Origin of the sequence: Nocardia shimofusensis NBRC 100134, assembly GCF_001613125.1 — a bacterium.
Lineage (GTDB): Bacteria > Actinomycetota > Actinomycetes > Mycobacteriales > Mycobacteriaceae > Nocardia > Nocardia shimofusensis.
The window spans coordinates 207229-230495 of the sequence record NZ_BDBT01000006.1 but is presented as its reverse complement, the minus strand read 5'-3'; the positions used below and the strand labels follow the sequence as shown (position 1 = coordinate 230495).

The 23267-nt window shown below is 69.5% G+C and carries 22 protein-coding genes; 13 read left to right on the top strand and 9 right to left on the bottom strand.

The genetic code is table 11. The features are described 5' to 3' along the window. Nucleotides 1-233 precede the first annotated feature (233 nt). The 3 genes from NS3_RS09280 to NS3_RS09270 all read left to right on the top strand — a co-directional run bounded on the left by NS3_RS09280 (nt 234) and on the right by NS3_RS09270 (nt 3736). Nucleotides 234-1757: a cytochrome P450 gene (locus NS3_RS09280; RefSeq protein ID WP_067856750.1), complete on the top strand. Its 1524-nt coding sequence runs from the start codon at nt 234-236 to the stop codon at nt 1755-1757. Nucleotides 1758-1820: 63 nt separating this feature from the next. Beyond that, the gene (locus NS3_RS09275; protein ID WP_084495212.1) at nt 1821-3179 is read left to right on the top strand and encodes a M20/M25/M40 family metallo-hydrolase; all 1359 of its coding nucleotides are present in this window, start codon (nt 1821-1823) and stop codon (nt 3177-3179) included. Between the two features lie 35 nt (nt 3180-3214). Then, on the top strand, nt 3215-3736 hold the full coding sequence (locus tag NS3_RS09270) for a YbhB/YbcL family Raf kinase inhibitor-like protein (protein ID WP_067856747.1): 522 nt from the start codon (nt 3215-3217) through the stop codon (nt 3734-3736). A gap of 60 nt (nt 3737-3796) precedes the next feature. On the opposite strand, the gene NS3_RS09265 is transcribed toward NS3_RS09270, so the two are convergent. Both NS3_RS09265 and NS3_RS09260 read right to left on the bottom strand, forming a co-directional pair. Beyond that, nucleotides 3797-5626, bottom strand: a complete 1830-nt coding sequence (locus NS3_RS09265) for an AMP-dependent synthetase/ligase (protein ID WP_067856744.1) — start codon at nt 5624-5626, stop codon at nt 3797-3799. 187 nt (nt 5627-5813) lie between these two features. Beyond that, nucleotides 5814-7343, bottom strand: coding sequence for a carbohydrate kinase family protein (locus NS3_RS09260; RefSeq protein WP_067856741.1), 1530 nt, complete (start codon nt 7341-7343; stop codon nt 5814-5816). Nucleotides 7344-7536: 193 nt separating this feature from the next. Between NS3_RS09260 and NS3_RS09255 the strand changes: the two genes are divergently transcribed. After that, complete coding sequence (locus NS3_RS09255) at nt 7537-7959, top strand: hypothetical protein (RefSeq protein WP_067856738.1); 423 nt, start codon at nt 7537-7539, stop codon at nt 7957-7959. Between the two features lie 178 nt (nt 7960-8137). On the opposite strand, the gene NS3_RS09250 is transcribed toward NS3_RS09255, so the two are convergent. Genes NS3_RS09250 through NS3_RS09240 form a run of 3 tightly spaced genes read right to left on the bottom strand, consistent with a single transcriptional unit; the run spans nt 8138 to nt 10535 of the window. Next, entirely contained in the window at nt 8138-9253 is a 1116-nt protein-coding gene (locus tag NS3_RS09250) for a quinone-dependent dihydroorotate dehydrogenase (RefSeq protein WP_067856930.1), read from the bottom strand. Between the two features lie 8 nt (nt 9254-9261). Next, nucleotides 9262-9513, bottom strand: coding sequence for a DUF5703 family protein (locus NS3_RS09245; protein WP_067856735.1), 252 nt, complete (start codon nt 9511-9513; stop codon nt 9262-9264). Next, nucleotides 9513-10535 carry an NHL repeat-containing protein gene (locus NS3_RS09240; RefSeq protein WP_067856732.1) on the bottom strand — a complete coding sequence of 341 codons (1023 nt, stop codon included), beginning with the start codon at nt 10533-10535 and terminating at the stop codon, nt 9513-9515. The genes NS3_RS09245 and NS3_RS09240 overlap by 1 nt, the downstream gene beginning before the upstream one ends. 146 nt (nt 10536-10681) lie before the next feature. Here NS3_RS09240 and NS3_RS09235 point away from each other — a divergent pair, with 146 nt between their 5' ends. The 4 genes from NS3_RS09235 (at nt 10682) to NS3_RS09220 (ending at nt 14323) form a co-directional block, all read left to right on the top strand. Beyond that, the gene (locus tag NS3_RS09235; RefSeq protein ID WP_067856730.1) at nt 10682-11041 is read left to right on the top strand and encodes a hypothetical protein; all 360 of its coding nucleotides are present in this window, start codon (nt 10682-10684) and stop codon (nt 11039-11041) included. 6 nt (nt 11042-11047) lie between these two features. Then, nucleotides 11048-11614 carry a WKL family lipoprotein gene (locus NS3_RS09230; RefSeq protein ID WP_067856727.1) on the top strand — a complete coding sequence of 189 codons (567 nt, stop codon included), beginning with the start codon at nt 11048-11050 and terminating at the stop codon, nt 11612-11614. A 15-nt stretch (nt 11615-11629) separates the two neighbouring features. Continuing rightward, on the top strand, nt 11630-13726 hold the full coding sequence (locus NS3_RS09225; protein WP_067856724.1) for an MMPL family transporter: 2097 nt from the start codon (nt 11630-11632) through the stop codon (nt 13724-13726). Nucleotides 13727-13858: 132 nt separating this feature from the next. Continuing rightward, nucleotides 13859-14323: an NUDIX domain-containing protein gene (locus tag NS3_RS09220; protein ID WP_067856721.1), complete on the top strand. Its 465-nt coding sequence runs from the start codon at nt 13859-13861 to the stop codon at nt 14321-14323. Nucleotides 14324-14403: 80 nt separating this feature from the next. Here the strand turns inward: NS3_RS09220 and NS3_RS09215 are convergent, their stop codons facing one another. From NS3_RS09215 to NS3_RS09200, 4 genes are read right to left on the bottom strand one after another with little or no spacing between them, the layout of a single operon-like run. Continuing rightward, nucleotides 14404-15276, bottom strand: a complete 873-nt coding sequence (locus NS3_RS09215) for a heme ABC transporter ATP-binding protein (protein WP_067856718.1) — start codon at nt 15274-15276, stop codon at nt 14404-14406. Next, on the bottom strand, nt 15273-16391 hold the full coding sequence (locus tag NS3_RS09210) for a FecCD family ABC transporter permease (protein WP_084495208.1): 1119 nt from the start codon (nt 16389-16391) through the stop codon (nt 15273-15275). Before NS3_RS09210 ends, NS3_RS09215 begins: the two co-directional genes overlap by 4 nt. Further along, complete coding sequence (locus NS3_RS09205; RefSeq protein ID WP_067856715.1) at nt 16388-17422, bottom strand: heme/hemin ABC transporter substrate-binding protein; 1035 nt, start codon at nt 17420-17422, stop codon at nt 16388-16390. The genes NS3_RS09210 and NS3_RS09205 overlap by 4 nt, the downstream gene beginning before the upstream one ends. A 47-nt stretch (nt 17423-17469) precedes the next feature. Next, on the bottom strand, nt 17470-18432 hold the full coding sequence (locus NS3_RS09200) for an aldo/keto reductase (protein WP_067856925.1): 963 nt from the start codon (nt 18430-18432) through the stop codon (nt 17470-17472). 205 nt (nt 18433-18637) lie between these two features. Here NS3_RS09200 and NS3_RS09195 point away from each other — a divergent pair, with 205 nt between their 5' ends. The 5 genes from NS3_RS09195 (at nt 18638) to mshC (ending at nt 23250) form a co-directional block, all read left to right on the top strand. After that, nucleotides 18638-19567: an undecaprenyl-diphosphate phosphatase gene (locus NS3_RS09195; protein WP_067856923.1), complete on the top strand. Its 930-nt coding sequence runs from the start codon at nt 18638-18640 to the stop codon at nt 19565-19567. Nucleotides 19568-19620: 53 nt separating this feature from the next. Beyond that, nucleotides 19621-20355 carry a histidine phosphatase family protein gene (locus tag NS3_RS09190; protein WP_067856712.1) on the top strand — a complete coding sequence of 245 codons (735 nt, stop codon included), beginning with the start codon at nt 19621-19623 and terminating at the stop codon, nt 20353-20355. 53 nt (nt 20356-20408) lie between these two features. After that, nucleotides 20409-20999: a DUF3090 domain-containing protein gene (locus NS3_RS09185; protein ID WP_067856709.1), complete on the top strand. Its 591-nt coding sequence runs from the start codon at nt 20409-20411 to the stop codon at nt 20997-20999. Nucleotides 21000-21002: 3 nt separating this feature from the next. Next, nucleotides 21003-21827 (top strand): SCO1664 family protein, encoded by an 825-nt coding sequence (locus NS3_RS09180; protein ID WP_067856706.1) that lies wholly within the window; start codon nt 21003-21005, stop codon nt 21825-21827. A gap of 184 nt (nt 21828-22011) precedes the next feature. Further along, nucleotides 22012-23250 carry a cysteine--1-D-myo-inosityl 2-amino-2-deoxy-alpha-D-glucopyranoside ligase gene (gene mshC, locus NS3_RS09175; RefSeq protein WP_067856703.1) on the top strand — a complete coding sequence of 413 codons (1239 nt, stop codon included), beginning with the start codon at nt 22012-22014 and terminating at the stop codon, nt 23248-23250. Nucleotides 23251-23267: the final 17 nt, after the last annotated feature.

Here is a 23267-nt window from a genome sequence, read left to right as displayed (position 1 = left end):
TCGCATCGGCCACGCCCGGAGCAGGCGGCCTGCACACCATTGACAGACAGCAACGTACACCAATAGGCTCCGACGCGCACCAGATCGCTACTGACGAGTAACACAGCGAAACATCAACGGCATGTGGATGTTTCGCGTGTGCGCCGCGTGCCACCCGCAGGCGGCGCGCACCCCGTTCACGGCGACGTGTCCTGCCCTCTCGACGACAACACTCGACGTAAGGATGGCCCGTCATGGCGTCTCCGCCGTCCGACATCGCCCCGCCCGACGGCGACACCACTCTGTATCCGCCGCGCTGGCAACCCGCTCCCATGCGCTGGCATCGCACCCGCGTCGGCTGGCGCGAATCCTGGTGTTATGTCGCGCAATTCGTGCCGCGCTGGCGTGATCGCAGCCTGATCCACTATCTGGCCGCCGAACTGCCCGGCGCCGACGACGTGCTGGTGACCCGGCTGCCGTTGCTGAAATTCGTGGTGGTGCGCAGTCCCGCGCTGGCCCGGCGCATCCTGGTGACCAATCAGGACGCCTACGCCAAGAGCGCCGAATACGACATGATGGCGGTGACGTTCGGTCAGGGTCTGGTCACCGACCCCGACGATCGCCGCTACCACCGCAATCGCCGCCTGGTGCAGCCGATATTCTCGCGCGCGAACATCGACCGTTTCGCCGTCCCGATCACCGAGGCCGCCGCCGACGCCGCCGAGCGCATCCTGGTGCTCGGCGCCCACGGCCCGGTCGACATCGGCGCGGAGATGAACCGGCTGACCCTCGACATCGTCGCGCGCACCATGTTCGGCACCGACCTGTCGGGGCCGATCTCCCAGATCCGGTTGACGAATCTGCTGAGATTCTTCGGCATCGGCTTCATGACCAACATCAGCCGCCCGTTGCGCGCTGTGTCGACGCTGGTCGTCCGGGTGACCACCCCGCCCGCGCGGCGAGCGGGTTCCCGGATTCCGATTCGCGCGATGCGGTGGGTCACGTGGCTGTCCTCGCCGACGATGATGCTCGAGCTGCGCCGGATCGAGCGCGCCGTGGATGCGGTGATCGACGATCACCGTCAGGGCCGCATCACGCGCACCGACAATCTGCTCGGCCTGCTGACCGCCGCGCGCGATCCCGAGACCGGGCACGCCTACAGCGACACCGAGATCCACGACGAGCTGATGACCTTCATCGGCGCGGGCATGGAGACCTCGGCGACCGCGCTGACCTGGACGTGGACGCTGCTGGCCGCGCATCCGCAGGCGCGTGAGCGCATGCACGAGGAACTGCGCCGGGTGTTGGGCGGGCGCACCCCGACCGCCGACGATGTCGACGAGCTCGAGTGGACGAAGGCGGTGCTGACCGAGTCGATGCGGCTGTATCCGCCGATCATCGGGTTGACCCGGGTGGCGAAGAAACCCGACGTGCTCGGTGGCTACCGGATCGCGGCGGGCACGACGATCGTGATCAGCCTGCACGGAGTGCACCACAATCCGTCGGTGTGGCCCGAGCCGGAGCGCTTCGATCCGCAGCGGCATCTGGATCCGGCGACGGCGGCCGAGCGCAGGCACGGGATGCTGGCGTTCAGCGCGGGCAAACGGATCTGCGTGGCACAGAATTTCGCGATGATGGAGATGACGCTGGCGTTGGCGGTGCTGGCCCAGCGGATGGATCTCGAACCCGCCTACGAGGGCCCGGTGCGGCGTGCGTTGTCGTTCACCGGCGGACCGGACACGGCGGTGCCGATGCGGCCGCGGGCGCGGGACCGATAGGGCATCGACTCACCACGATCACCATCGGCGCGCCGCTTCCGGAGAAGATGGTAGGAAAGGAGCGTGTCCGCAACTGGTCGAGAATCCGATTCGAAGAACTCACGCGCGGTCGCCGAAGTGGTGGACCTGGTCAGCAAGCTGATCAGGTTCGATACATCCAATACCGGCGACCTGGCCACCACCAAGGGGGAGCAGGAGTGTGCCGAGTGGGTGGGTGATCGGCTGCGTGAGGTCGGCTACACCACCGAGTACGTGGAGTCGGGCGCTCCGGGCCGCGGAAATCTCTTCGCCCGTCTGCACGGCGCCGATCCCAGCCGGGGGGCGCTGATGATCCACGGTCATCTGGATGTGGTTCCAGCGCAGGCCTCGGACTGGAGTGTGCATCCGTTCTCCGGCGCGGTACACGACGGATACGTGTGGGGTCGCGGCGCGGTCGACATGAAGGACATGGTCGGCATGATGCTGGCCGTGGCGCGCCAGTTCAAGGCCGAGGGCACGGTCCCGCCGCGTGATCTGGTGTTCGCGTTCCTGGCCGACGAGGAGAACGGCGGCCGGTGGGGCTCGCAGTGGCTGGTCGACAACCGGCCCGATGTGTTCGCCGGGATCACCGAGGCGGTCGGCGAGGTGGGTGGCTTCTCGCTGACGCTGCCGCGCCGCGACGGCACCGACCGCCGGTTCTACCTGGTGGAGACCGCGGAGAAGAGCCTGGGGTGGATGCGTCTTCGCGCCAGGGCGCGCGCCGGACACGGCTCGTTCCTGCACGAGGACAACGCGGTGACGATGCTGGCCCAGGCGGTGGCGCGGCTGGGCACGCACACCTTCCCGCTGGTGCTGTCGGATTCGGTGGCCGAGTTCCTGGCAGCGGTCGCCGAGGAGACCGGGCTGCCGTTCGATCCGCACGGCCCCGATATCGAAGGTCAGCTGGCCAAGCTGGGCACGATCTCACGCATCATCGGCGCGACGCTGCGCGATACCGCCAATCCGACGATGCTGCAGGCCGGATACAAGGCGAACGTGATCCCGCAGACCGCCGAAGCGGTGGTCGACTGCCGGGTGTTGCCGGGGCGGCAGGCCGCCTTCGAGCGCGAGGTCGACGAATTGATCGGCCCGGACGTGGAGCGGGAGTGGATCACCAAGCTCGACTCCTACGAGACGACCTTCGACGGGCATCTGGTGGACGCGATGAACGACGCGATCCTGGCGCACGATCCCGACGGGCGCACGGTGCCCTACATGCTTTCCGGCGGCACGGACGCGAAGGCGTTCGCCCGCTTGGGGATTCGCTGCTTCGGCTTCGCGCCGCTGCGGCTTCCGCCGGAACTGGATTTCAGTGCGCTGTTCCACGGTGTCGACGAGCGGGTTCCGGTGGAATCGCTCGAATTCGGTACCAAGGTGCTGGAACATTTCCTGTTGAACAGTTGATCTGGACGTACGCAATTTCCGCTCAGGAAGGAACCATGGCTCACAACCCTTACGACGCGCTTCCGAAGGTCCCCTCGTTCACGCTGACCTCCGAGGATGTCACCGACGGTCGGCCGCTGGGCAACGATCAGGTCAGTGGCGTGATGGGCGCAGGCGGCAAGGACATCTCCCCGCAGCTGTCCTGGTCGGGGTTCCCGCCGCAGACCAAGAGCTTCGCGGTCACCGTCTACGACCCGGACGCTCCGACGGCGTCGGGTTTCTGGCACTGGGCCGTGGCCGACATCCCGGCCTCGGTGACCTCGCTGGCCTCCGGCGCCGCCGACGGTGGACTGCCCGAGGGCGCGATCACCCTGCGCCATGACGCCGGTGGCGCGGGCTACGTGGGCGCGGCCCCGCCGGCCGGGCACGGCCCGCACCGGTACTTCATCGTGGTGCACGCGGTGGATGTGGATCACCTGGGCATCGACGAGAACACCACTCCGGCGGTACTGGGGTTCAACCTGTTCTCCCACACCCTGGCACGCGCCACCCTGGTGGGCACCTACGAGCAGAAGTAGCGTTCGAACGAGCGAGAAGGCCCAGGGCGTTTCGCGCCCTGGGCCTTCTCATGTGCGGCGTCAGACGTTGACGATGTGCTCGGCCGGGGTCTCGGCGTAGAGCTCTTCGATGGTGGCGGCGTACTTCTCGGCGATCGGCTTGCGCTTGAGCGACATCTTCGGGGTCAGTTCGTCACCGCCGGGCTCCCACACCGAGTCCACGATGGTGAAGCGCTTGATCTGCTCGACGCGGGAGAGCTTGGTGTTGCCCGCCTTGACCGCGGCGTGCACCTCGTCGATGATCTCCCGGCGCGCGGTGAGGGCCGCGAAGTCGGCGTCGGTGGCGCCCAGATCCTTGGCCCGCAGGGCGAGAATGTCGGGGTCGAGGACGACCAGCGCGGTGATGTAGGGCTTGGCCTCACCGATCGCGACGACCTGACCGACCAGCGAGGACACCGCCTTGACGGCATTCTCGATATTGCTGGGGGCGATGTTCTTGCCCGCCTCGTTGATGATCAGTTCCTTCTTGCGGTCGATGATCGTCAGGTAGCCGTCGTCGTCGATGGTGCCGACATCACCGGTGTGCAGCCAGCCCTCGGCGTCGATCGCCTCGGCGGTCTTGTCGGGCATGCCGCGGTAGCCGGGAGTGACGATGGGGCCGCGGATGAGGACCTCGCCGTCGTCGGCCAGCTTGATCTCCACACCGTCGACGACGCGGCCGACGGTGCCGGGCCGCGGCTTGTCCAGTTCGGTGAAGGTGCCCACGCCGGTGGTCTCCGACATGCCCCACACCTCGCTGACGGTGAAGCCCAACCCCAGGTAGAACTCCAGGGTCTCGGCGGGGATGGGCGCGGCGCCGGAGGCGGCGACCTTGAGTTCGTCGAAGCCCAGAGCGGCGCGCAGCTTGGACAGCACCAGCTTCTCGGCCAGCTTGTGCTGCAACGACAGCAGCGCGGGGCGGCCCTTGCCCGCGAGGTCGGCGCGGGCGGCGGCGACGCCGGTGTCCACGGCCCACAGGGCGAGCTTCTTCTTGACCGGGCTGGCCTCGGCGGCGAGCTTGGCCTCCACACCGCCCTTGATCTTCTGCCATACGCGCGGCACGCCGAAGAAGGTGGTGGGGCGGGCGTCGGGCAGGGCCGCGGCGATCTCGCGCGGGTCGGGCACGGTGGTGATCTGGATGCCGGTGACCAGGTTGATGGTGTGCCCGGAGATGCGGTCGGCGACGTGCGCGGCGGGCAGGTAGGACACCGCCCGGTCGTCGAGGCCGACCCGCAGCGGGCCGCTGACCAGCGCGGTGATCTGAGCGAGGGCGTTGGCGTGGGTGATCTCCACGCCCTTGGACGGACCGGTGGTGCCGGAGGTGTAGATCAGGGTGGCCAGGTCGGTGTTGGCGACCGCGCGCCAGGCGGCGTCGAAGTCGAAGTCGGCGGCGGGGTTGGCCTCGAGGTCGGCCAGGGTCGACGTGCCTTCGGCCGGTCCGTCGACGACGACGATGTGCTCGAGGTCGACGCCGGTGGCCTTGATGACGTCGAGGAAGGCCTGCTCGGTGACGACGACCTTGTTGCCGGCGTTGCCGAACTGGTGGGTGATCTGCTCGGGGGAACTGGTGTTGTACACCGAGAACGGGGTGGCGCCGACGTGCAGCGCGGCGGTGTCGACGAGGTTGAACTCGGGACGGTTGGTGAGCATGATGCCGACGGTGTCGCCGTGCTTCAGACCGAGCCCGGCCAGGCCGGCGGCCAGGGCCCGCACCCGTTCACCGTATTCGCGCCAGGTGATCTCGGTGGTGCCGCCGACCGTGCGCAGCGCGACCTGATCGGGTCGCAGCGTGAGAGTCTCCTGGAAAGCCTCGGGAACGGTGTAGACCGTCTTGCCCGTCTCATGCGCGAAACCGATTGCTGAAGTGCTCATATTTCCCTGTTCCCGATGTCGTTCGTGAACGCGACTCGACCTGCTTCGAACCCTTCCCGGGGCCGCCCGGACCTCGGCAAGGACCCGAAATGATGATTCGATCGCCACCGCACTATCTCACACAGCGGATGTGTTCGAGTGGCGTAGCTCACTCATCGTAGCCATACGTCCACCATTGTGGAGTCCGTTACGTCCGGAATCCGGCGATGCGGTCGATGCGCTCGACCACCGGCATGGCGTCGGGGATGTCGCCGAAGGATTGCGCGGCGGCCATCGCCGCGCTCGCCCATGAGAAATCTTCGGGGGCCGCGACCCAATCGTGACCCGCCAGACGATAGGCCAACGCCGCGGTGAACGCGGCGGCCGCGCCGGGAGAATCCTGCACGCGCACCGCCAGGGCGGGGGCGATGTCGAGGCGAACGCGCGCCGAACGCACCTGACAGTGGAAGTGCTCGATGACGCAGACGCAGCCGACCCCGAGCGCACGCAGCCGGGCGATCACCTGAGCATCGAAGACGCCGGGGTCGTCGTAACCTTCGCCGGTGAAGTCGACGCCGGGCGACAGCAGCCGCGCCAGTTCGCACCTGCTGCCGATGAGATAGTCGATGCGGTCGAAGAATTCGTAGTAGTACTGCGGCGCCGGGACCGGCGGCGCGGCGTGCACGAACAGCCGCGGACGCGGTGCGGCGCGTACGGTGCGCAGGACGTGTTCGAGCACCGAGGTGGGGTGTTCGAGGGTGAGGAAGACCGCGTCACTGACGGTGAGCGCATCCATCACCTCGGCGGTGGAGAGGTCTTCGACGGTCAACCGCACACTGTCGGCGTCGTGTTCGATGGTGGCGAACGAGCCGGTGGCGGTGACGATCACGGCGCCGACGGGTGTGGGTTCACCGGGGACGGTCTCGAGGTGGCGGGCACCGACGCGGTGACGGCGCAGATAGCCGACGATGCGGCGGCCCGCCGGATCGTCGCCGACGCCGGCGATCAATTCGGTGTGGAAGCCGAGCCGGGCGGCGGCGACGGCGCGGTTGAGCCCTTTGCCGCCGATCCTCTCGGTGAAACTGCCTCGGGCGGGCGCGTTTTCGCCGGGCAGGTGATCGGTGCGGTAGATGTGGTCGATGACCGCGTCGCCGACGACGGTGACCGTTCCGCGCGAGGGCGGCACGGCTGCGACGCCGGTGCGGGCATCGCTGTCCGGATCGTCGGATCCGGTTGCCCGATCCGGGCTTCGGCCGTAGCCAGGATCGGAATCCAGCAGGGCCGCCAGGTCGGTGAAGGCGCGGTGTTCGGGGCTGGTGCGCAGATAGCGGGCGGTGAGTTCGGGGGGATCGGGTGTGGCGCCGACGATCTCGTGCAGTCGGGTCCAGTGTTCGGCGAGGTAGGCGCGGCGTTCGCCGAGGTCGGCGGCGTAGAGGCGGTCGAGGTCGATCTCGCCGCGCGCCCGGTCGCGCCACCAGCCGAGGGCCAGCGCGGCGTCGACGATGAATCGTCTACTGGGATCGAGCCTTTCGGCGTATTCCCGCACCACGGGCGAGACCACGAGGCGTAGATCGACGACGCCGTCGCGGTGGGCCCGGCGCCGGATGACCGGCAGATCGAGCAGGGGGGAGATGTCGATCTCGGTGGTGCGCAAGCGATCCGCGCTCAGCCCGGAGCGTTTGCAGAGTCTGGTGAGGATGTTCCGGACGGCGACGGTCCCCGGTTGCTGCGCCGTCATCGACGATCGCCCCTCCACTGATGCCCGCGTAAAGCCCTGCGGCGTTCAACCACTGTTGTTACGGTGAATTCTGCCAGTGTCACGGCAAATGCCACGTCTGAATCGGCAACTGCCGAAAATGTTATGGCGGGGACCGGTGCGACCGGTCACACTGGGAACCAGGTGACGCATCGCCCCCCAGGGGAGGCAGCCCATGAACAGCTTGTTCGCGCATATCCCGGCCACGCGCATCCGGATCGACAGAACGTCGATGACCAGCGAGGTGAGCCCGGAACGGGCGGCGCGCGAATCACGAGCGGGGCCACGCTGCTGGCGATTGAGCTGGCTGCCGGATCGGTGGCTCTCGCGCAGCCAGGCGTTGGCGGGTATGGAACTGGATGTGCTGGTCAGTGAGCCGGACCTGGTCGACGATCGGATCGTGTTCGCGATGATGGAAACGCGCGCGGATCTGCTCGGCATCACCATTCAGGACGCGCTGATACGGATCTGGGAGCGGATCGTGCAGCGCCACCACGAGCGAAACGGTCCTCCGGGCCCCGATGTGCGGGAATGGCTGGAGTTGCCGCCGGATTTCGACACCGGCAGCAACCGGCGGGTGTTCCCCGAGCACGCATGATCCCGCGCCGGTGAGTCCGGCCCGGTGGATCGACCTTTCAAGGCGCAGCATCCCCGCGAATGCTGCGCCTTCGTCGTCGGAAGGACCGGACTCCTTCGTCGTCGGAAGGACCGGACTCCTTCGTCGGCGGCGTAGGCCGGACTCCTTCGTCGTCAGCGAAGATCGGACTCCTTCGTCGTCAGCGGGAGTCGGACTCCTTGCGCCCGAGCGCGGCGCGATCACCCGCGCCGACGGCTTCGGCGATCGAGGTGTATCCGTCGCGGCGCAGCCGCTCGGCGATGCCGCGATGGATGCGGCGGGTCCAGAACGGGCCGCCGTAGATGAATCCGGTGTAGCCCTGCAGCAGGCTCGCGCCGGCGAGGATCCGTTCGTAGGCCTGGTCGGGGGTTTCGATGCCGCCGACGGAGATGAGTGCGAGCCGGTCGCCGACGCGGCGGTGCAGGCGGCGCAGCACTTCCAGGGAGCGGTCGGCGACGGGCGCGCCGGAGAGTCCACCGACGCCGATCTCGGCCACGGTGGCGGCGTCGGTGCGCAGACCGGCGCGGCCGATGGTGGTGTTGGTGGCCACGATGCCGGCCAGCCCGAGCTCGAGGGCGAGGTCGGCGACGGCGTCGATGTCCTCGTCGGACAGGTCGGGGGCGATCTTGACCAGCACCGGCACCGGGCGTCCGCTCTCGGCGACGGTGTCGAGCACGGTGCGCAGCAGCGGGCGCAGCGATTCGACCGCCTGCAGGTCGCGCAGGCCGGGGGTGTTGGGGGAGCTGACATTGACGACCACGAAGTCGGCCAGCGGGCCGAGCAGGGCGGCGCTGGTGGCGTAGTCGGCGGGCGCCTCGGCGGCGGGGGTGACTTTCGTCTTGCCGATATTGGCCCCGAGGGGGACGGTGGCGGTGCGGGCGCGCAACTGGCCGGCGGCCGCGGCGGCGCCGTGGTTGTTGAAGCCCATCCGGTTGATCAGCGCGCGGTCGGCGGGCAGCCGGAACAGGCGCGGAGCGGGGTTGCCGGGCTGGGGCTGGGCGGTGACCGTGCCGATCTCGGCGAATCCCCAGCCGAAGGGGCCCCACACGTCGACGCCTTCGGCGTTCTTGTCGAATCCGGCGGCCAGACCCAGCGGCGCCCGGAACCGGACGCCGAAGACGGTGTTGTGCAGGATCTCGTCGTCGACGACGGCGATCCGGCTGATCAGGACCCGCAGCGGCGCGAACCGGGCGGCCAGGCGCATCGCCGCGAACGCGAGGTGGTGGGCGCGTTCGGGCGGCAGCAGGAACATCAGTCGTAGGAGCAGCGCATACATCCGGCCCATCACATCCCCGGTTCGGGCGTGGGTAGTAGCGCGCTCTTACGACGGCGCAGCAGCACTTTGCGGCTGCCGTCGGTGTAGGCGCGCACCCGCGACAGCTCCCAGCCGCCGAATTCGGCTTGGATGGCCAGGCGCATCGAGGCGGTCACCCGGGTGACCTCCCGGGGCAGCCGCAGCGGCACGTATTCGTAATCGTCGCCTTCGCCGCCGGTCTCCCAACCGGCGGGGAACGCGCGGGAACTACTGGACGCCATCACTGCCCTTCCTTCAGCTCGTCCGCCGGGATCCGCTGCAGGCCGTCGCCGGCGGCGGAGCCGACGAACAGGTCACCGGTACGTTCGTCGACGGTGACGGAGTCGGGCTGGCGCACCGTCGGATGACGCCCGACCTCCTGCCCGATCCCCGTCGACAGATCGAATCCGACGACCTCGTTGCTCTGCGTGCACGTCACCCACACCGTCTCCGACCGGCGATCGTAGGCGAGCGCGTAAGGCGATGATCTTACCGGGAATCGCTGGCGCAGGACGAGCGGTCCGGTGCTGTAGACCAACAGCTCGGATCCGGCGGTGTCGGCGACGAGGACCCGGCCGAAATGGTCGGCGATCATGTTCACCGCGCCGTCCCCGGCCCGCAGCGACAGCCCGAGACGGTCCTGACCAGGGGTGATCTCGGTCAGCGAGGTCTGGCGACGGTCGAGGACGGCCAGGCGGTCGCCCGCGCGCACGACGACGTCGGCGGTGACCAGTCCGGACACGGTGGTCTGCACCTGTCCGTCGGCGGTGACGGTGCGCACCCGGCCCTCGGCGTCGCCGACGACCAGGCCGCCGTCGACGGCCGGCGCCGCTGTACGCAGGTCCCCGGCCAGCGCGATCTCGGTGACGGCGCCGGTGGCGGCGTCCACCCGCAGCACCCGGTCGCGGGCGGGGACCAGGATTTCGCCGTCGACGCCCTGGGACAGCGCGGCGCCGGGCGCGGGCAGGGTCACGGTGCGAACCACCCGGGCGTCGGCGGGGTCGACGATCAGCAGGGCGGTGCCGGGGTCGGTGTCGAGTCCGGCGAGCAGGCCGGTGCCCGATTCGGCGAGCAGGACATCGATGGGACCGGGCAGGGCGAAACGTTCACCGGCGGGGGTGACGGTGGTCGCCGGGGCGGGGGCCGCGGTGGCCGGTTCCCTGGTCGGGACCTGCGTGCCGGGATCGTCGGAACCGCAGCCGGTGAGTACCAGCAGCGAGGCCACCACCACCAGGATCGGGGAAACCGGACCGCCTGGGCGCATCCACCGAACTCCTTCACCACCGGAAAAAACGACACTCCATCTGACCACGCCGCCCCGACACACCGGCCGACCGGGGTCCGGCGGGTCGCGGTGTCGGTGACCAGCGTTACGGTGAACACCCCAGCGTCCGACCCAGGGAGATCCGTGTGACCGCCGAGCAACGATCGGGGTTCGCCGTCGACGATGTGACTCTCGGCCGGTTCGCGCACGGCTTCGGTACCGCCGAGGACGGCAGGCCGTTCGCTTTCCGCACCGTGCGCGCCGTGCTGAGCCTCGAGATCTATCGCGCCGACCTCGACGCGGGCGCCGTTCCCGGACCCGAGGACATCGTCGCGGTCGCGCAGGCCCGGGTGACCGATGTCGACCTCGACGACGAACGCAGCGTGGTCGCGCTGGTCCGTGATCTGATCCCGGCGGCCGAGGCGGTGCAGCACGACCCGACCCCGCGCGGGGTGACGGTGCGGGCACTGCTGGGGCGGCTGGGATCTGTCCTAGATGGTAAGTAGGTAGTGATGCACACCACTCGTTCGTTGCGGACCCGCCCGATCACGGCCGGCCGGCTCTTTCTCGGCACTGCCGCGCTGGCCCTCGTCCTGGGCACGGTGACAGCCTGCGGCTCGGACACCGCCGACGACGCCGCCGTCGACGCGGCCCGTTCCAAAGCGGTGGCCGCGTTGTCGTCCTCGTCGGCGGCGACGTCCAGTTCGATCGCCGCGCGCCCGATCCCGACCGCCGCCGAACTCGACGCCCAGATCAAGCGGGCGCTGGATCCCTCGCTGCCCGACAGCGAACGCACCGCCCTCATCGAGGACGGTGACGCCTTCCGCGACGCCATCCCCGACATGTACAAGGCGTTGCAGGACAATCCGCGCGCGGTCTACGGAGTCACCGACCCGGTGTTCGACAACCGCGACGGCACTCTGACCGCGACGATGCGACTGGACAAGGACGGCACCGGCGCCGCGGTGCGCACCACGATCGTGCATTTCGTGTACCTCGACGACCGCTGGAAGATCTCCCGCGACGATCTGTGCGGCATCCTGCGTTCGGCCGACTACCGCACCCCGGCCTGCGGATAGCGCCCCGATCCAGCCATGCTGCACTCCGGTTCCCTGCGGTGGGGACGGTTCGTCCACCGCCATCGTTTCCTCGTGCTCGCCGTCGTCGCGTTCGCTGTCCTGTTGTCCGGCTGGTACGGCCGTGACCTGGGCGACCGGTTCACCCAGGAGGGCTGGTTCGACGAGTCCAGCGAGTCGGTGGCCGCGGCGAAGCTGGCCGATTCCACCTTCGGCCGTGACACCGACTCCGATCTGATCCTGCTGTTCACCGCCCCCACCGGCGCCACCGTCGACGATCCGCCGGTGCGTGCGGCGGTCACCGGATATCTGTCGGCGCTGTTGCGCGACTACGACGAGCAGATCCTCAAGATCGACAGCTATTGGGACAGCCCGTTCGCCGGGCAGGCCACCGACGCTTCCCGCACCCACGCCTTCGCCAGCGTCGGCCTGCGTGGCGACGGCGGCACCGAGACCGTCGAGAACTATCTCGAGATCAAACCGGCCCTGGACGCGGGTACCGACGGCAGCGGTCCCGGCGGGACGACAGTGCAGCTGGCCGGGCTGCAACCGATCGTCGAGGGCATCAATATCGGCATGCAGAACGACATCAGGCGCGCGGAGCTGATCGCCCTGCCGTTGGTGGCGATCCTGCTGTATTTCGTGTTCGGCGGCGTGGTGGGCGCGCTGCTGCCGGTGCTGATCGGCGGCATGACGGTGCTGGGCACCCAGGGCATCCTGCGGGGCCTGACCGACCACATCGACGTCAACGTCTTCGCCAGCGCCGTGATGACGCTGGTCAGTCTCGGTCTGGCCATCGACTACGGGTTGTTCACGGTGACCCGGTTCCGGGAGGAGCTGGCGGCCGGGCGCAGCGTGGAAGAGGCCACCGCCCGCACGGTCGCCACGGCCGGGCGCACGGTGTTGTTCTCGGCGGCGATCATCGCGGTCAGTCTGGCGGCGCTGTTCATCTTCCCCAACGGCGTACTGCGTTCGGTGCCCTACGGCGGCATCAGTTCGGTGCTGCTGGCGGCGGTGCTGTCGGTGACGGCCTTGCCCGCGGCGTTGGCGATCGCGGGACACAACATCGATTTCCTGGGCTGGAAGCGGTTCTCCCGCACCAAGACCGAAGCCGAGATCGATGCCGGATTCTTCTCGAAGCTGGCGCAGTTCTCGATGCGGCGGCCGTGGACGGTGTCGCTGTCGATCGTGTTCGTGCTGCTGGCGCTGGCGGTGCCGTTGCGTCACATCGAATTCGGCGGGATCAGCGAACGCTATCTGGCCTCGGACAATCCGGCGCGGGTGGCGCAGGAGGATTTCGACGAGCTGTTCCCCAGTTTCCGCACCGAACCGCTGAAACTGGTGGTGGTGGGCGCGGATTCGGCCCAGCTCGGCGACATCCGTCATGCCGCCAACCAGATTCCCGGCTTGACCGGGCGTTTCGAACCGGCAGCGCCGACCACCGCGGGCATCAACGTTCTCGACGCAGGTCTGCTGGACAAACGCGACGCCGACGCGGTCATGTCGGCGTTGCGGGCGATCCCGGAACCGGAGGGGGTGCAGATCATGGTGGCCGGGGTCCCCGCGCTGGAACGCGACAGCATCAACGGCCTGCTCAACGGGTTGCCGCTGCTGTTGCTGATCCTGGTGTGCGCGGCGCTGGCGATCATGTACGCGGCGTTCCGGTCGGTGGTGCTGGCGGTCAAGGCGGTGGTGATGAGCGCGTTGAGCCTGCTCACCACGCTGGGCATCCTCACCTGGGTGTTCGTGCAGGGGCACGGGGCGGGAGTCTTCGATTTCACGCCCGGGCCGTTGATGTTCGCCGTGCTGGCGTTGATCGTGGCGGTGATCTTCGGGTTGTCCACCGACTACGAGGTGTTCCTGCTCTCGCGGGTCAGCGAGGCCCGCGCGAACGGTGCCGAACCACAGGAGGCGATCCGCTACGGCATCGCCCACACCGGCAGTGTGATCACCTCGGCGGCGGCGATCCTCATCGTGGTGACCGGCGCGTTCGGATTCTCGGATCTGGTGTTGATGAAATACATCGCCTACGGCATGATCGCGGCCCTGCTCATCGATGCCACCGTCATCCGCCTGATGTTGACCCCCGCGGTGCTCAAACTGATCTGGAGATGAGCGACCTGATCTGGAGATGAGCGTCGCGGCCGTCCCGACGCGCTGTGCATGATCACAGCACCGTGCGGCTACCTGCGTGTAAAGGATTTCCCGCCAATACTTCTGGCGGAATATCCTGCCAAACTCGCAGTCATGAGCGACTACATCGCATGGCTGCGCGGATACGTCGGCCACGCACCGATCCAACTGCACTACGCCGCCGCGGCCGTCATCGACAACGGCCGAGTGCTGCTGCGGCGACGCGCCGATGACCGACGATGGGGTTTACCGTGCGGCACGGTCGAATTGGGTGAGACGGTGCGTGACGCGGCGGTGCGTCAGGTGGCCGAGCAGACCGGTCTCGAGGTGAAGGTGAGCGCGCTGCACGGCGTGTACAGCGGGTACCGGCACGAGTTCGCCAACGGCGATGTGGCGCAGACGATCACGACGGTGCTGCGCTGCGGCATCGTCGGCACGCGGGCCCAGCCGCCCGCGACGCGGGTGTCGGATCTGCGGTTCTGCGCTCTGGACGAGGACCTGCCGGGGCCGCTGGTGGACGACCTGCACGCCGATGTGCTGGCCGACCTGCGCGCGGGCCGGGTCAACGTGCTGCGCTGACCGCCACAGACCGGTCGGCCTCGCTGTCGCGCCGACCCCGCCGCACGGGTGGGATGCGCGCCGTGGACGGGCGGTCCGTGTCAGCCGCGGGCGGGCAGGACGAGCTGGGCGCCGGTGACCGGGTGGTCGAAGACGTCGACGGGGTGCTGGTAGACGCGGCTGAGCAGTTCACCGGTGAGCACCTGTCGCGGTGGGCCGTCGGCGGCGATGCGCCCGCCTTCCAACACTGCCACCCGGTCGGCGTAGGCGGCGGCGATGCCGAGGTCGTGCAGGACGACCACGACCGCCGCCCCCGCGGCGGCCCGGCCGGCGGCGAGTTCGAGAACTTCTTCCTGGTGGCCGAGGTCCAGGGCGGCGGTGGGTTCGTCGAGCAACAGAGTGGAAGTGTCCTGGGCCAGGATGCGGGCCAGGGCGACGCGGGCACGTTCACCACCGGAGAGGGTGGGGAAGGAGCGTTCGGCCAGGTGTGTGACATCGGCGGCGGCGAGGGCTTCGGCGACGATCCGATCGTCGTCCAGCTCGCGGGGAGTGCGGGCCCAAGGGGCGCGGCCCATGGCGACGACTTCGCGGGCGGTGAACGGGAAGCCGACGGTGTGACTCTGCGGCAGGACCGCGCGGCGGCGGGCCATGTCCAGGGCCGACCAGTGCGTGAGCTGGTGGCCGTCGAGTTCGACGTGGCCTTCGCTCGGCGTGAGTTCGCCGGCGAGGGCGGCCAGGAGGGTGGATTTGCCCGCGCCGTTGGGGCCGACGAGGGCGACGATCTCACCGGCGGCGACCTGGAAGTCCACGCCGTCCAGCACGCGGCGGGCGGGTCCGGCGCCGCCGCGTCGCGACACGGTCAGGCCGATCGCGCGCACCGTGACCCGCCCTGGTTCGGGAGCGGCGGGCAGGTCGTGGCTGCGGGTGAGCGCGGTCAGGCGATGACGCAGGGACAGGGTTTCGGTGGTGGTCATCCCCAGCCTCCGGATCGGGCGCGGGTGCGGCGCAGCAGCCAGAAGAAGAACGGTCCGCCGACCAGCGAGGTGAGCATGCCCAGCGGCAGGTCGGCATTGTCGACCAGGGAGCGGGCACCCACGTCGGCGGCGAGCAGCACGACCGCGCCGACGACCGCGCTGAGCGGGATCAGCACCCGGTGTCCCGGGCCGACGACCATACGCACCAGATGCGGCACGATCAGGCCGACGAACATGATGATGCCGGTGAACGCGACACCGGCGGCGGCCAGCACCGCGACGATCACGATGACGGTGCGCCGCAGACTCTCCACGTCGACCCCGAGATGACGGGCCGCGGCGTCACCGAGAGCGAGCAGATCCAGCCTGGACGCGACCGCCACCGCGCCCAGGACCCCGCACGCGGTGAGCGTGGCCACGACGCCGACCGCGTCCCAGGTGGCGCCGTTGAGGCTGCCCAATTGCCAGAACACGATCTGGTCGCGGGCAGCGGGGGAGGCGACGAACAGCAGGAACGCGGTGATCCCGCCGGCGAAAGCGTTGATGGCGATGCCGGTGAGCACCAGGGTCACCACTTCGGTGCGGCCGTTGGCGCGCGCCAGCACATACACCAGCATGGTGGTGATCAGTCCGGCCACGAAAGCGGCCGACGCCACCGACCAGGCGGCGACGAACGCGCCGCCGAACACGATCACCGCGCCCGCGCCGACCGCCGCACCCGAGGACACCCCGATCACACCGGGTTCGGCCAGCGGGTTGGCGAACACGCCCTGCAGCAGCGCGCCCGCGGTGGCCAGTGCCGCGCCGACGAGGACGGCCAGCAGCACCCGCGGGAAACGCACCTCCCACAACGTCACATCACCGGCGGGGTGGGCGGGCATCGGCCCCCAGTCCAGGCCGATCCGATGGAAGATGCTGCCCGCCACTTCGGCGGGACTGGTGGGCACCTGCCCGATCGCCGCCGAGGCCGCCGCCAGCACCACCAACGCCACGACCGCGACAGCGAAGGCGACGAAGGCGCGGGAGCGGGTGTGCGGGCGCGGCGCCGGTGGGGTGGTCAGCTCGGGGCGGGAACCGGCGGTGTCGATCTCACCGGCCTCGCTGCGACCGCTCATGCCTGCGCGCCGTACACCGCGTCGGCGAGAGCTTGCACGACCCGGCCGGTGTTGGGGCCGAAGCTCAGCAGCACCGCGTCGGACATGTCCACGATGCGCCGGTCCGCGCCCGCGGGGGTCTGGGCGATGCCGGGCACCTGCAACAGTCCGTCCACACCGCCCAGAGAGTCCAGGCCGTCGGTCATCACCAGGATCACGTCGGGGGCGGCGCCGATCATGGCCTCACTGGTGATGGCGGTGAACGGTTCGGTGAGCCCGGCCGCGGTGCCCGCGTCCTCCCCGCCGATCGCGGTGATCAGCGAGTCCGCACCCGAACCCGGTCCGGCGAGCATGGTGATGGCACTGCTGCGCAGATACAGGAACGCGATGCGCGGCCGGTCCCGCTGCTCGGGAACCTCGGCGCCCGCGGCGGCGATCTCCTGACGGGTGCGCTCGGTCAGCGCCTGCCCCTGGGCGGGAACCCCGAGGGCGTCGGCGACGGCCTGGATCTGCGGACCCACCTTGTCCATGCCGCGTTCGGGGTCGAAATACACGACGGTGATGCCCACGGAACGCAACTGTTCCCGCACGGCCGGGGAAGCGCTGGTGGTGTCGGTGAGAAACACGGTGGGCCGCAGTGCGAGGACCGCTTCGACATTCAGCGTCCCGCTGCCGCCGGTCACGTTCGGCACGTCCCGCACGGCCGGGAACGACGCCGCGACGCTGCGCCCGACCAACCGGTCACCCAAGCCGAGGGCGTACACGGTCTGGGCCAGGGTGCCGAAGCGGTCGGCGGCGATGATGCGATCGGCGGAGGTGACGGTGACCTCGGCGCCGTCGAAGGAACGGACGGTCACCGGCAGGGCCGGTTGCGGAGCGGGGCCGATCGGGACAGGGTCCGGATCGGCGAGGGTCGCGGTGGTGGGACCGGTCCCACCGGCGGTACCGGAACCGCCGGAGCCACAGCCTGCCACCGCCGCGATCAGGGCGAGCGCCAGCGCCGCCAGCAGCAACCGCACCGAACCGGACCCGACACCGTCGCGCACCTTCATGAAGGCGAGCCTAATATGCGCGCCGCCGCGGGGCCCGCGCGCGGACCTCAGTCGGTGCGCGCGCTCACATCGTCGAGCGCGGCGGCGATGGCGCGCGGCAACTCCAGCGTTTCGGCGGCGAGCACACCGGTGAGCTGACCGATGTCGCGGGCGCCGACGATCATGCTCGACACCCCCGGCCGATCCCTGATCCAGGCCAGCGCCACCGCCAGCGGGGAGGTGCCCAGCCCGTCGGCGGCGGTGACCACGGCGTCGACCACGCGGGTGGCGCGTTCGTCGAGGCGGTGACGGATCTCGGCGGCGGTGGCCTCGTCCGCGCCCCGCGAGTCCGCGGGCACCCCGTCCCGGTACTTGCCGGTGAGGATGCCCCCGGCCAGCGGCGCCGAAGCGATCACCCCGACCCCGTGGTACATCGCGGCGGGCACGAAATCGGTTTCCGCGCCACGCGCGAGCAGCGAGTACGGGGCGTGCGCGGTGATGATCGGCGCGCACGCGGCCAGACTCGCCAGCTGCCACGCCGAGTACCCGCGCACCCCGGCGTAGCGGGTTTTACCCGCCCGGACCGCGTGCTCGAGGGTGTCGGCGATCTCCTCGAGCGGGGTGCGCGCGTCCCAGGCCGAGACATGCCAGAGATCGAGGTGGTCGGTGCCGAGTTCGATCAGGGTGCGATCCAGTTGCCGCAGCAACGCGCGCCGGGAGGTGTCGATCCAGGTGCGCGGCGCGGCGGGCAGATCGGCCTGTGCGGCGGCGGTGACCGGGTGCACACCCGCGCAGCCGCTGAGCACCAGCTCGTCGCGCGAGACCAGATCGCCGAGCAGCGCGGCGAGCATGTGCTGAGCCGCGCCGCCGGTGTAGGCGGGGGAGGTGTCCACCAGCGTGCCCCCCGCCTCCAGGAACGCCGACAGCTGTCCGGCCGCGTCGTCGGTGTCGGTGTGTGAGCCCCACGTGTGCGTGGCCAGGCCTATCCGCGACACCCGCAGTCCACTGCGTCCCACCGTGCGTTGTTCCATCACCTGATCCCCGTCTTCGTCACCCGGCAAGCCTAAGGTGTACCGGGCCCGGTCGAGCTCACCCGCGCCCGAGCGAACATGTACTGTCGCTGCGTGATCGCGCCGGGTTTTCCAGGGCGTCGGTCGCGCCGCGAAACCAATTGCCCAGCGGCGTAACGAGTTTTCGGGCGAGATATATGACGTTGGAGGTTGTGTGGTCGAGTCGATGACCTGGGTTCAAGCGCTGGTACTCGGGCTGGTCCAGGGATTGACCGAATTTCTGCCGATCTCCTCCTCGGCGCACCTGCGCATCGTGTCCTCGGTGTTCTTCGGCGCGGACGCGGGCGCGTCGTTCACCGCGGTCACCCAGCTGGGCACCGAAGCCGCGGTGCTGGTGTACTTCGCCAAGGACATCTGGCGCATCGCGATCACCTGGTGCACCACCGTGTGGGCGAAACTGAGGGTCGCGGTCGGTCCGAAGGTACCCGTGCACGACCAGCCCACCACCCGCCTGCCGGTCATGACCGCCGACAACCAGCACCACTTCGCGCTGGAGGCGCAACGCGAACTCGACTACCGCATCGGCTGGTACGTGATCATCGCGACCATCCCGATCGGCGTGCTCGGGCTGCTGTTCAAGGACGAGATCCGCACCGGCGCGCGCAACCTGTGGCTGGTGTCGTTCATGCTGATCGCGTTCGCGCTGGTGATCGCGGCCGCCGAGTACTACGGCACACAGAAGCGTCCCATGGACAAACTGACCACCCGCGACGGTCTCATCATGGGCTTCGCGCAGTGCCTGGCGCTGATCCCCGGCGTTTCCCGCTCGGGCGCGACGTCCTCGGCCGGTCTGTTCCTCGGCCTCGAGCGGGAGGCCGCGGTGCGGTTCTCGTTCCTGCTGGCCATCCCGGCGGTCACCGCCTCGGGCTTGTTCTCCCTGCCGGATGCCTTCGAACCCGCCGGTGAGGGACTCAACGCCTCGGGCGCGCAACTGCTGGTCGCCACGCTCGTGTCCTTCGTCGTCGGCTACATCTCGGTGGCGTGGCTGCTGAAGTTCGTGGCCAAGCATTCGCTGAACTGGTTCGTCGGCTACCGCATCGTGCTCGGCCTGATCATCATGGGTCTGCTCGCCGGCGGGGTGATCTCGGCGATATGATCTCCCGCCGCGCAACCCCGACCGGCCGCACACGGCCCCGTTAGGCTGATCGCATGACGGTGATCCTGCTGCGCCACGGCGTGTCCACGTCCAACACCGCGCGCACCCTCGCCGGCCGAAGCCAAGGCGTGGACCTCACCGAGTACGGCGACGAACAGGCGCGCTCGCTCGCCGACCGCTTGGCCGGGCTGCCGATCCGCCACATCGTCGCGTCACCGCTGCTGCGCTGCCGCCGCACCGTGGCGCCGCTGGCGGAGAAGCTGTCGCTGGATCCGCGCGAGGACGAACGGATCGTCGAGGTCGACTACGGCGAGTGGACCGGCAAGGTCATCGCCGACCTGGTTCGGGAGCCGTTGTGGAAAGTCGTGCAACGGCACGCCTCGGGCGCCGTGTTCCCCGGCGGCGAGGGGCTGGCGCAGGTGCAGCAGCGCGCGGTGGCCGCGATCCGCGAACACGACCGAGTCTTCGCCGAGCGGCACGGTCACGACGTGCTGTGGGTGGCGTGCACACACGGTGATGTCATCAAGTCGGTGCTGGCCGACGCGCTGGGCATCCACCTGGACGGATTCCAGCGCATCGTGGTCGAGCCTGCCTCGATCAGTGTCATCCGGTACACCCCGCACGCCCCCTACGTGTGGCGGATCAACGACACCGGCACCGACCTGGCCGCGCTGGCCGCGGTGCGGGAACCGGCCCCCGACGCCGGGCGTGAGCAGCCGTCCGGGCCGGTGCCCGGCGGCGAGATCGGCGGCACGGCCGGGGCGGATAATGGGAATGCGCAGCGGTAACGATCACCTGGCGTGGGTAGTCGAGCAGAGACATCGATCTGGAGGAGGTGCAGATGGCACGAGCGATCCATGTATTTCGCACTCCTGATCGGTTCGTCGCCGGGACCGTCGGTGAGCCTGGCGATCGCGCGTTCTACCTCCAAGCCGTCGAACAGCCCAGGGTGGTGAGCGTGCTGCTGGAAAAGCAGCAGGTCAAAGTGCTGGCCGATCGGATGGGTCTGCTGCTGGACGAGGTGGCGCGCCGCTTCGGCGCCGAGGTGCCTCCGCAGGCCGAGGACGTTTCCGACACCGATCCGCTGGTGACCCCGATCGACGCCGAGTTCCGGGTCGGCACGATGGGTTTGGGCTGGGACGCCGACGCGGGCGCGGTGGTCGTGGAATTGCTGGCGATCACCGAGACCGAGGTCGACGAGTCGGTGGTGCTCGACGACACCGAGGAAGGTCCCGACGCGGTGCGGGTGTTCCTGACTCCCGAGCAGGCGAGGGAGTTCGCGTTGCGTTCGGCGAAGGTGATCGCCGCCGGACGCCCGCCGTGCCCGTTGTGCGGGGAGCCGCTCTCGGCGCGCGGGCACATGTGCGTGCGCACCAACGGCTACAAACGCGGTGAGATCTTCGGCGCCGCCGATGCCGAGGACGAGGAGTGAGCGGTGAGCCAGCCCGACCGGTTGCGCACCGGTGAACTGAGCGTCATCGGCCGGGTCACCACTGCCAGCAACGTCACCCTGGTCTGCGAGATCGCCCCACCCGACCTCGGCGAGGAGTCCGCGCCGCTACGCGTGGTGTACAAGCCGGTGCGGGGGGAACGCCCGCTGTGGGATTTCCCCGACGGCACCCTCGCCGGCCGCGAAGTCGCCTCGTATCTGATCTCCGAGGCGATCGGCTGGGGTGTCATCCCCGAAACGATTCTGCGCGAGGGCCCTTACGGCCCGGGCATGGTGCAGCGCTGGGTGGAATCGGCCGACCACCACACCGACGTGCATCCCGGTCACACCCCGCGCCTGGACCTGGTCGACCTGTGCCCACCGGCCGCGGTGCCCGACGGGTTCCGGGAAGTGCTGCGCGCGCTGGACGACACCGGCGAGGAGGTGTCGCTCATCCACGCCGACGACCCGCGCCTGCACCGCGTCGCCGTGCTCGATCTGATCCTCAACAACGCCGACCGCAAGGGCGGGCACGCGCTCGAGGGTGTCGACGGTCAGGTCTACGGCGTCGATCACGGCATCTGCCTGCACCGGGAACACAAGCTGCGCACGGTGCTGTGGGGGTGGGCGGGCGCCCCGATCGACACCGCGCTGGTCGAGGACATCACCGCCTTCGCGCAGGCGCTGTCGGGGCCGCTGGCCGACGCGCTGGCCGAGCACATCACCGACACCGAGATCGACGCGCTGAGCGAACGCACCCGCGAATTGCTCGATGATCCGGTGATGCCGCGCCCGCGCACCGGTCGGCCGATCCCGTGGCCGGCGTTCTGACCCCGCGCTTCGCTACCCGTCGCCGCGGTTCCGCGGCTGTTGGATTCCGCCGGAACGCAACCGTTGACCGTCGCCGACGGTTTGCCGGTCACGGCAGGTAGCGGCCGTCACATTCGCGCGGCCGGGCACCGGCAGTGACGGGGTGTGCGGCGGCACCGCTGCCGCGACATCTACTCTCGACACCATGCAGTCCTGGTCCGACACCGCCCTACCGACCGTTCCCGGAGCAGGGCCGCCGTTGCGTTTGTACGACACCGCCGATCGTCAGGTGCGTCCGCTGGCTCCCGCGGCGACGGCCACCATGTACGTCTGCGGCATCACGCCCTACGACGCCACCCACCTCGGTCACGCCGCCACCTACCTGACCTTCGACCTCGTCAACCGGGTGCTGCGCGACAACGGCCACGACGTGCACTACGTGCAGAACGTCACCGACGTCGACGACCCGCTGTTCGAACGCGCCGAACGCGACGGCGTGGACTGGCGTGATCTGGGCGACCGTGAGATCGAACTGTTCCGCACCGACATGTCCGCGCTGCGGGTGCTGCCGCCGCGGGAGTATGTGGGCGCGATCGAATCCGTCGACGAGGTCGTCGAATTCGTGCAGAAGCTGCTCGCCAACGGCGCCGCCTACACCGTCGAGGATCCCGAGTTCCCCGACATCTACTTCCGCGCCGACGCCACCGAACAGTTCGGCTACGAATCCGGTTACGACCACGACACCATGAGTCGGCTGTTCGCCGAACGCGGCGGCGACCCCGACCGCGCCGGCAAGCACGACCCCTTGGACGCGTTGCTGTGGCGCGCCGCCCGACCGGGCGAACCGTCCTGGCCCGCCCCGTTCGGCCCCGGCCGTCCCGGCTGGCACATCGAGTGTTCGGCGATCGCGATGAACCGGCTCGGCCCGCAGCTCGACATCCAGGGGGGCGGCAGCGATCTGATCTATCCGCATCACGAATACTCCGCCGCGCACGCCGAATCGGTGGTCGCCGGGCGCCGCTTCGCCCGCCACTACGTGCACGCCGGGCTGATCGGCCTGGACGGCGAGAAGATGTCGAAGTCCAAGGGCAATCTGGTGCTGGTCTCCGCACTGCGTGAGGCCGGGGTGGATCCGGCCGCGATCCGGCTGGGCCTGCTGGCCGGGCACTACCGCCAGGACCGCATGTGGACCGACGCGATCCTCGACCAGGCCCTGCTGCGCCTGGCCCGCTGGCGGCACGCCGCCGCCTTGGCCTCCGGACCGTCCGCGGAGAACACGATCGCCCGGTTGCGTCAGCATCTGGCCGACGACCTGGATACGCCCAAAGCGCTCGCCGCGGTCGACAATTGGGTGCACGACGCCACCGAGTACGGCGGCTCGGACACCGCCGCACCGGCCGCGCTCGCCGCGGCGGTCGACGCGCTGCTCGGCGTGGATCTGTGAGCGGCGGTCGATGTCGA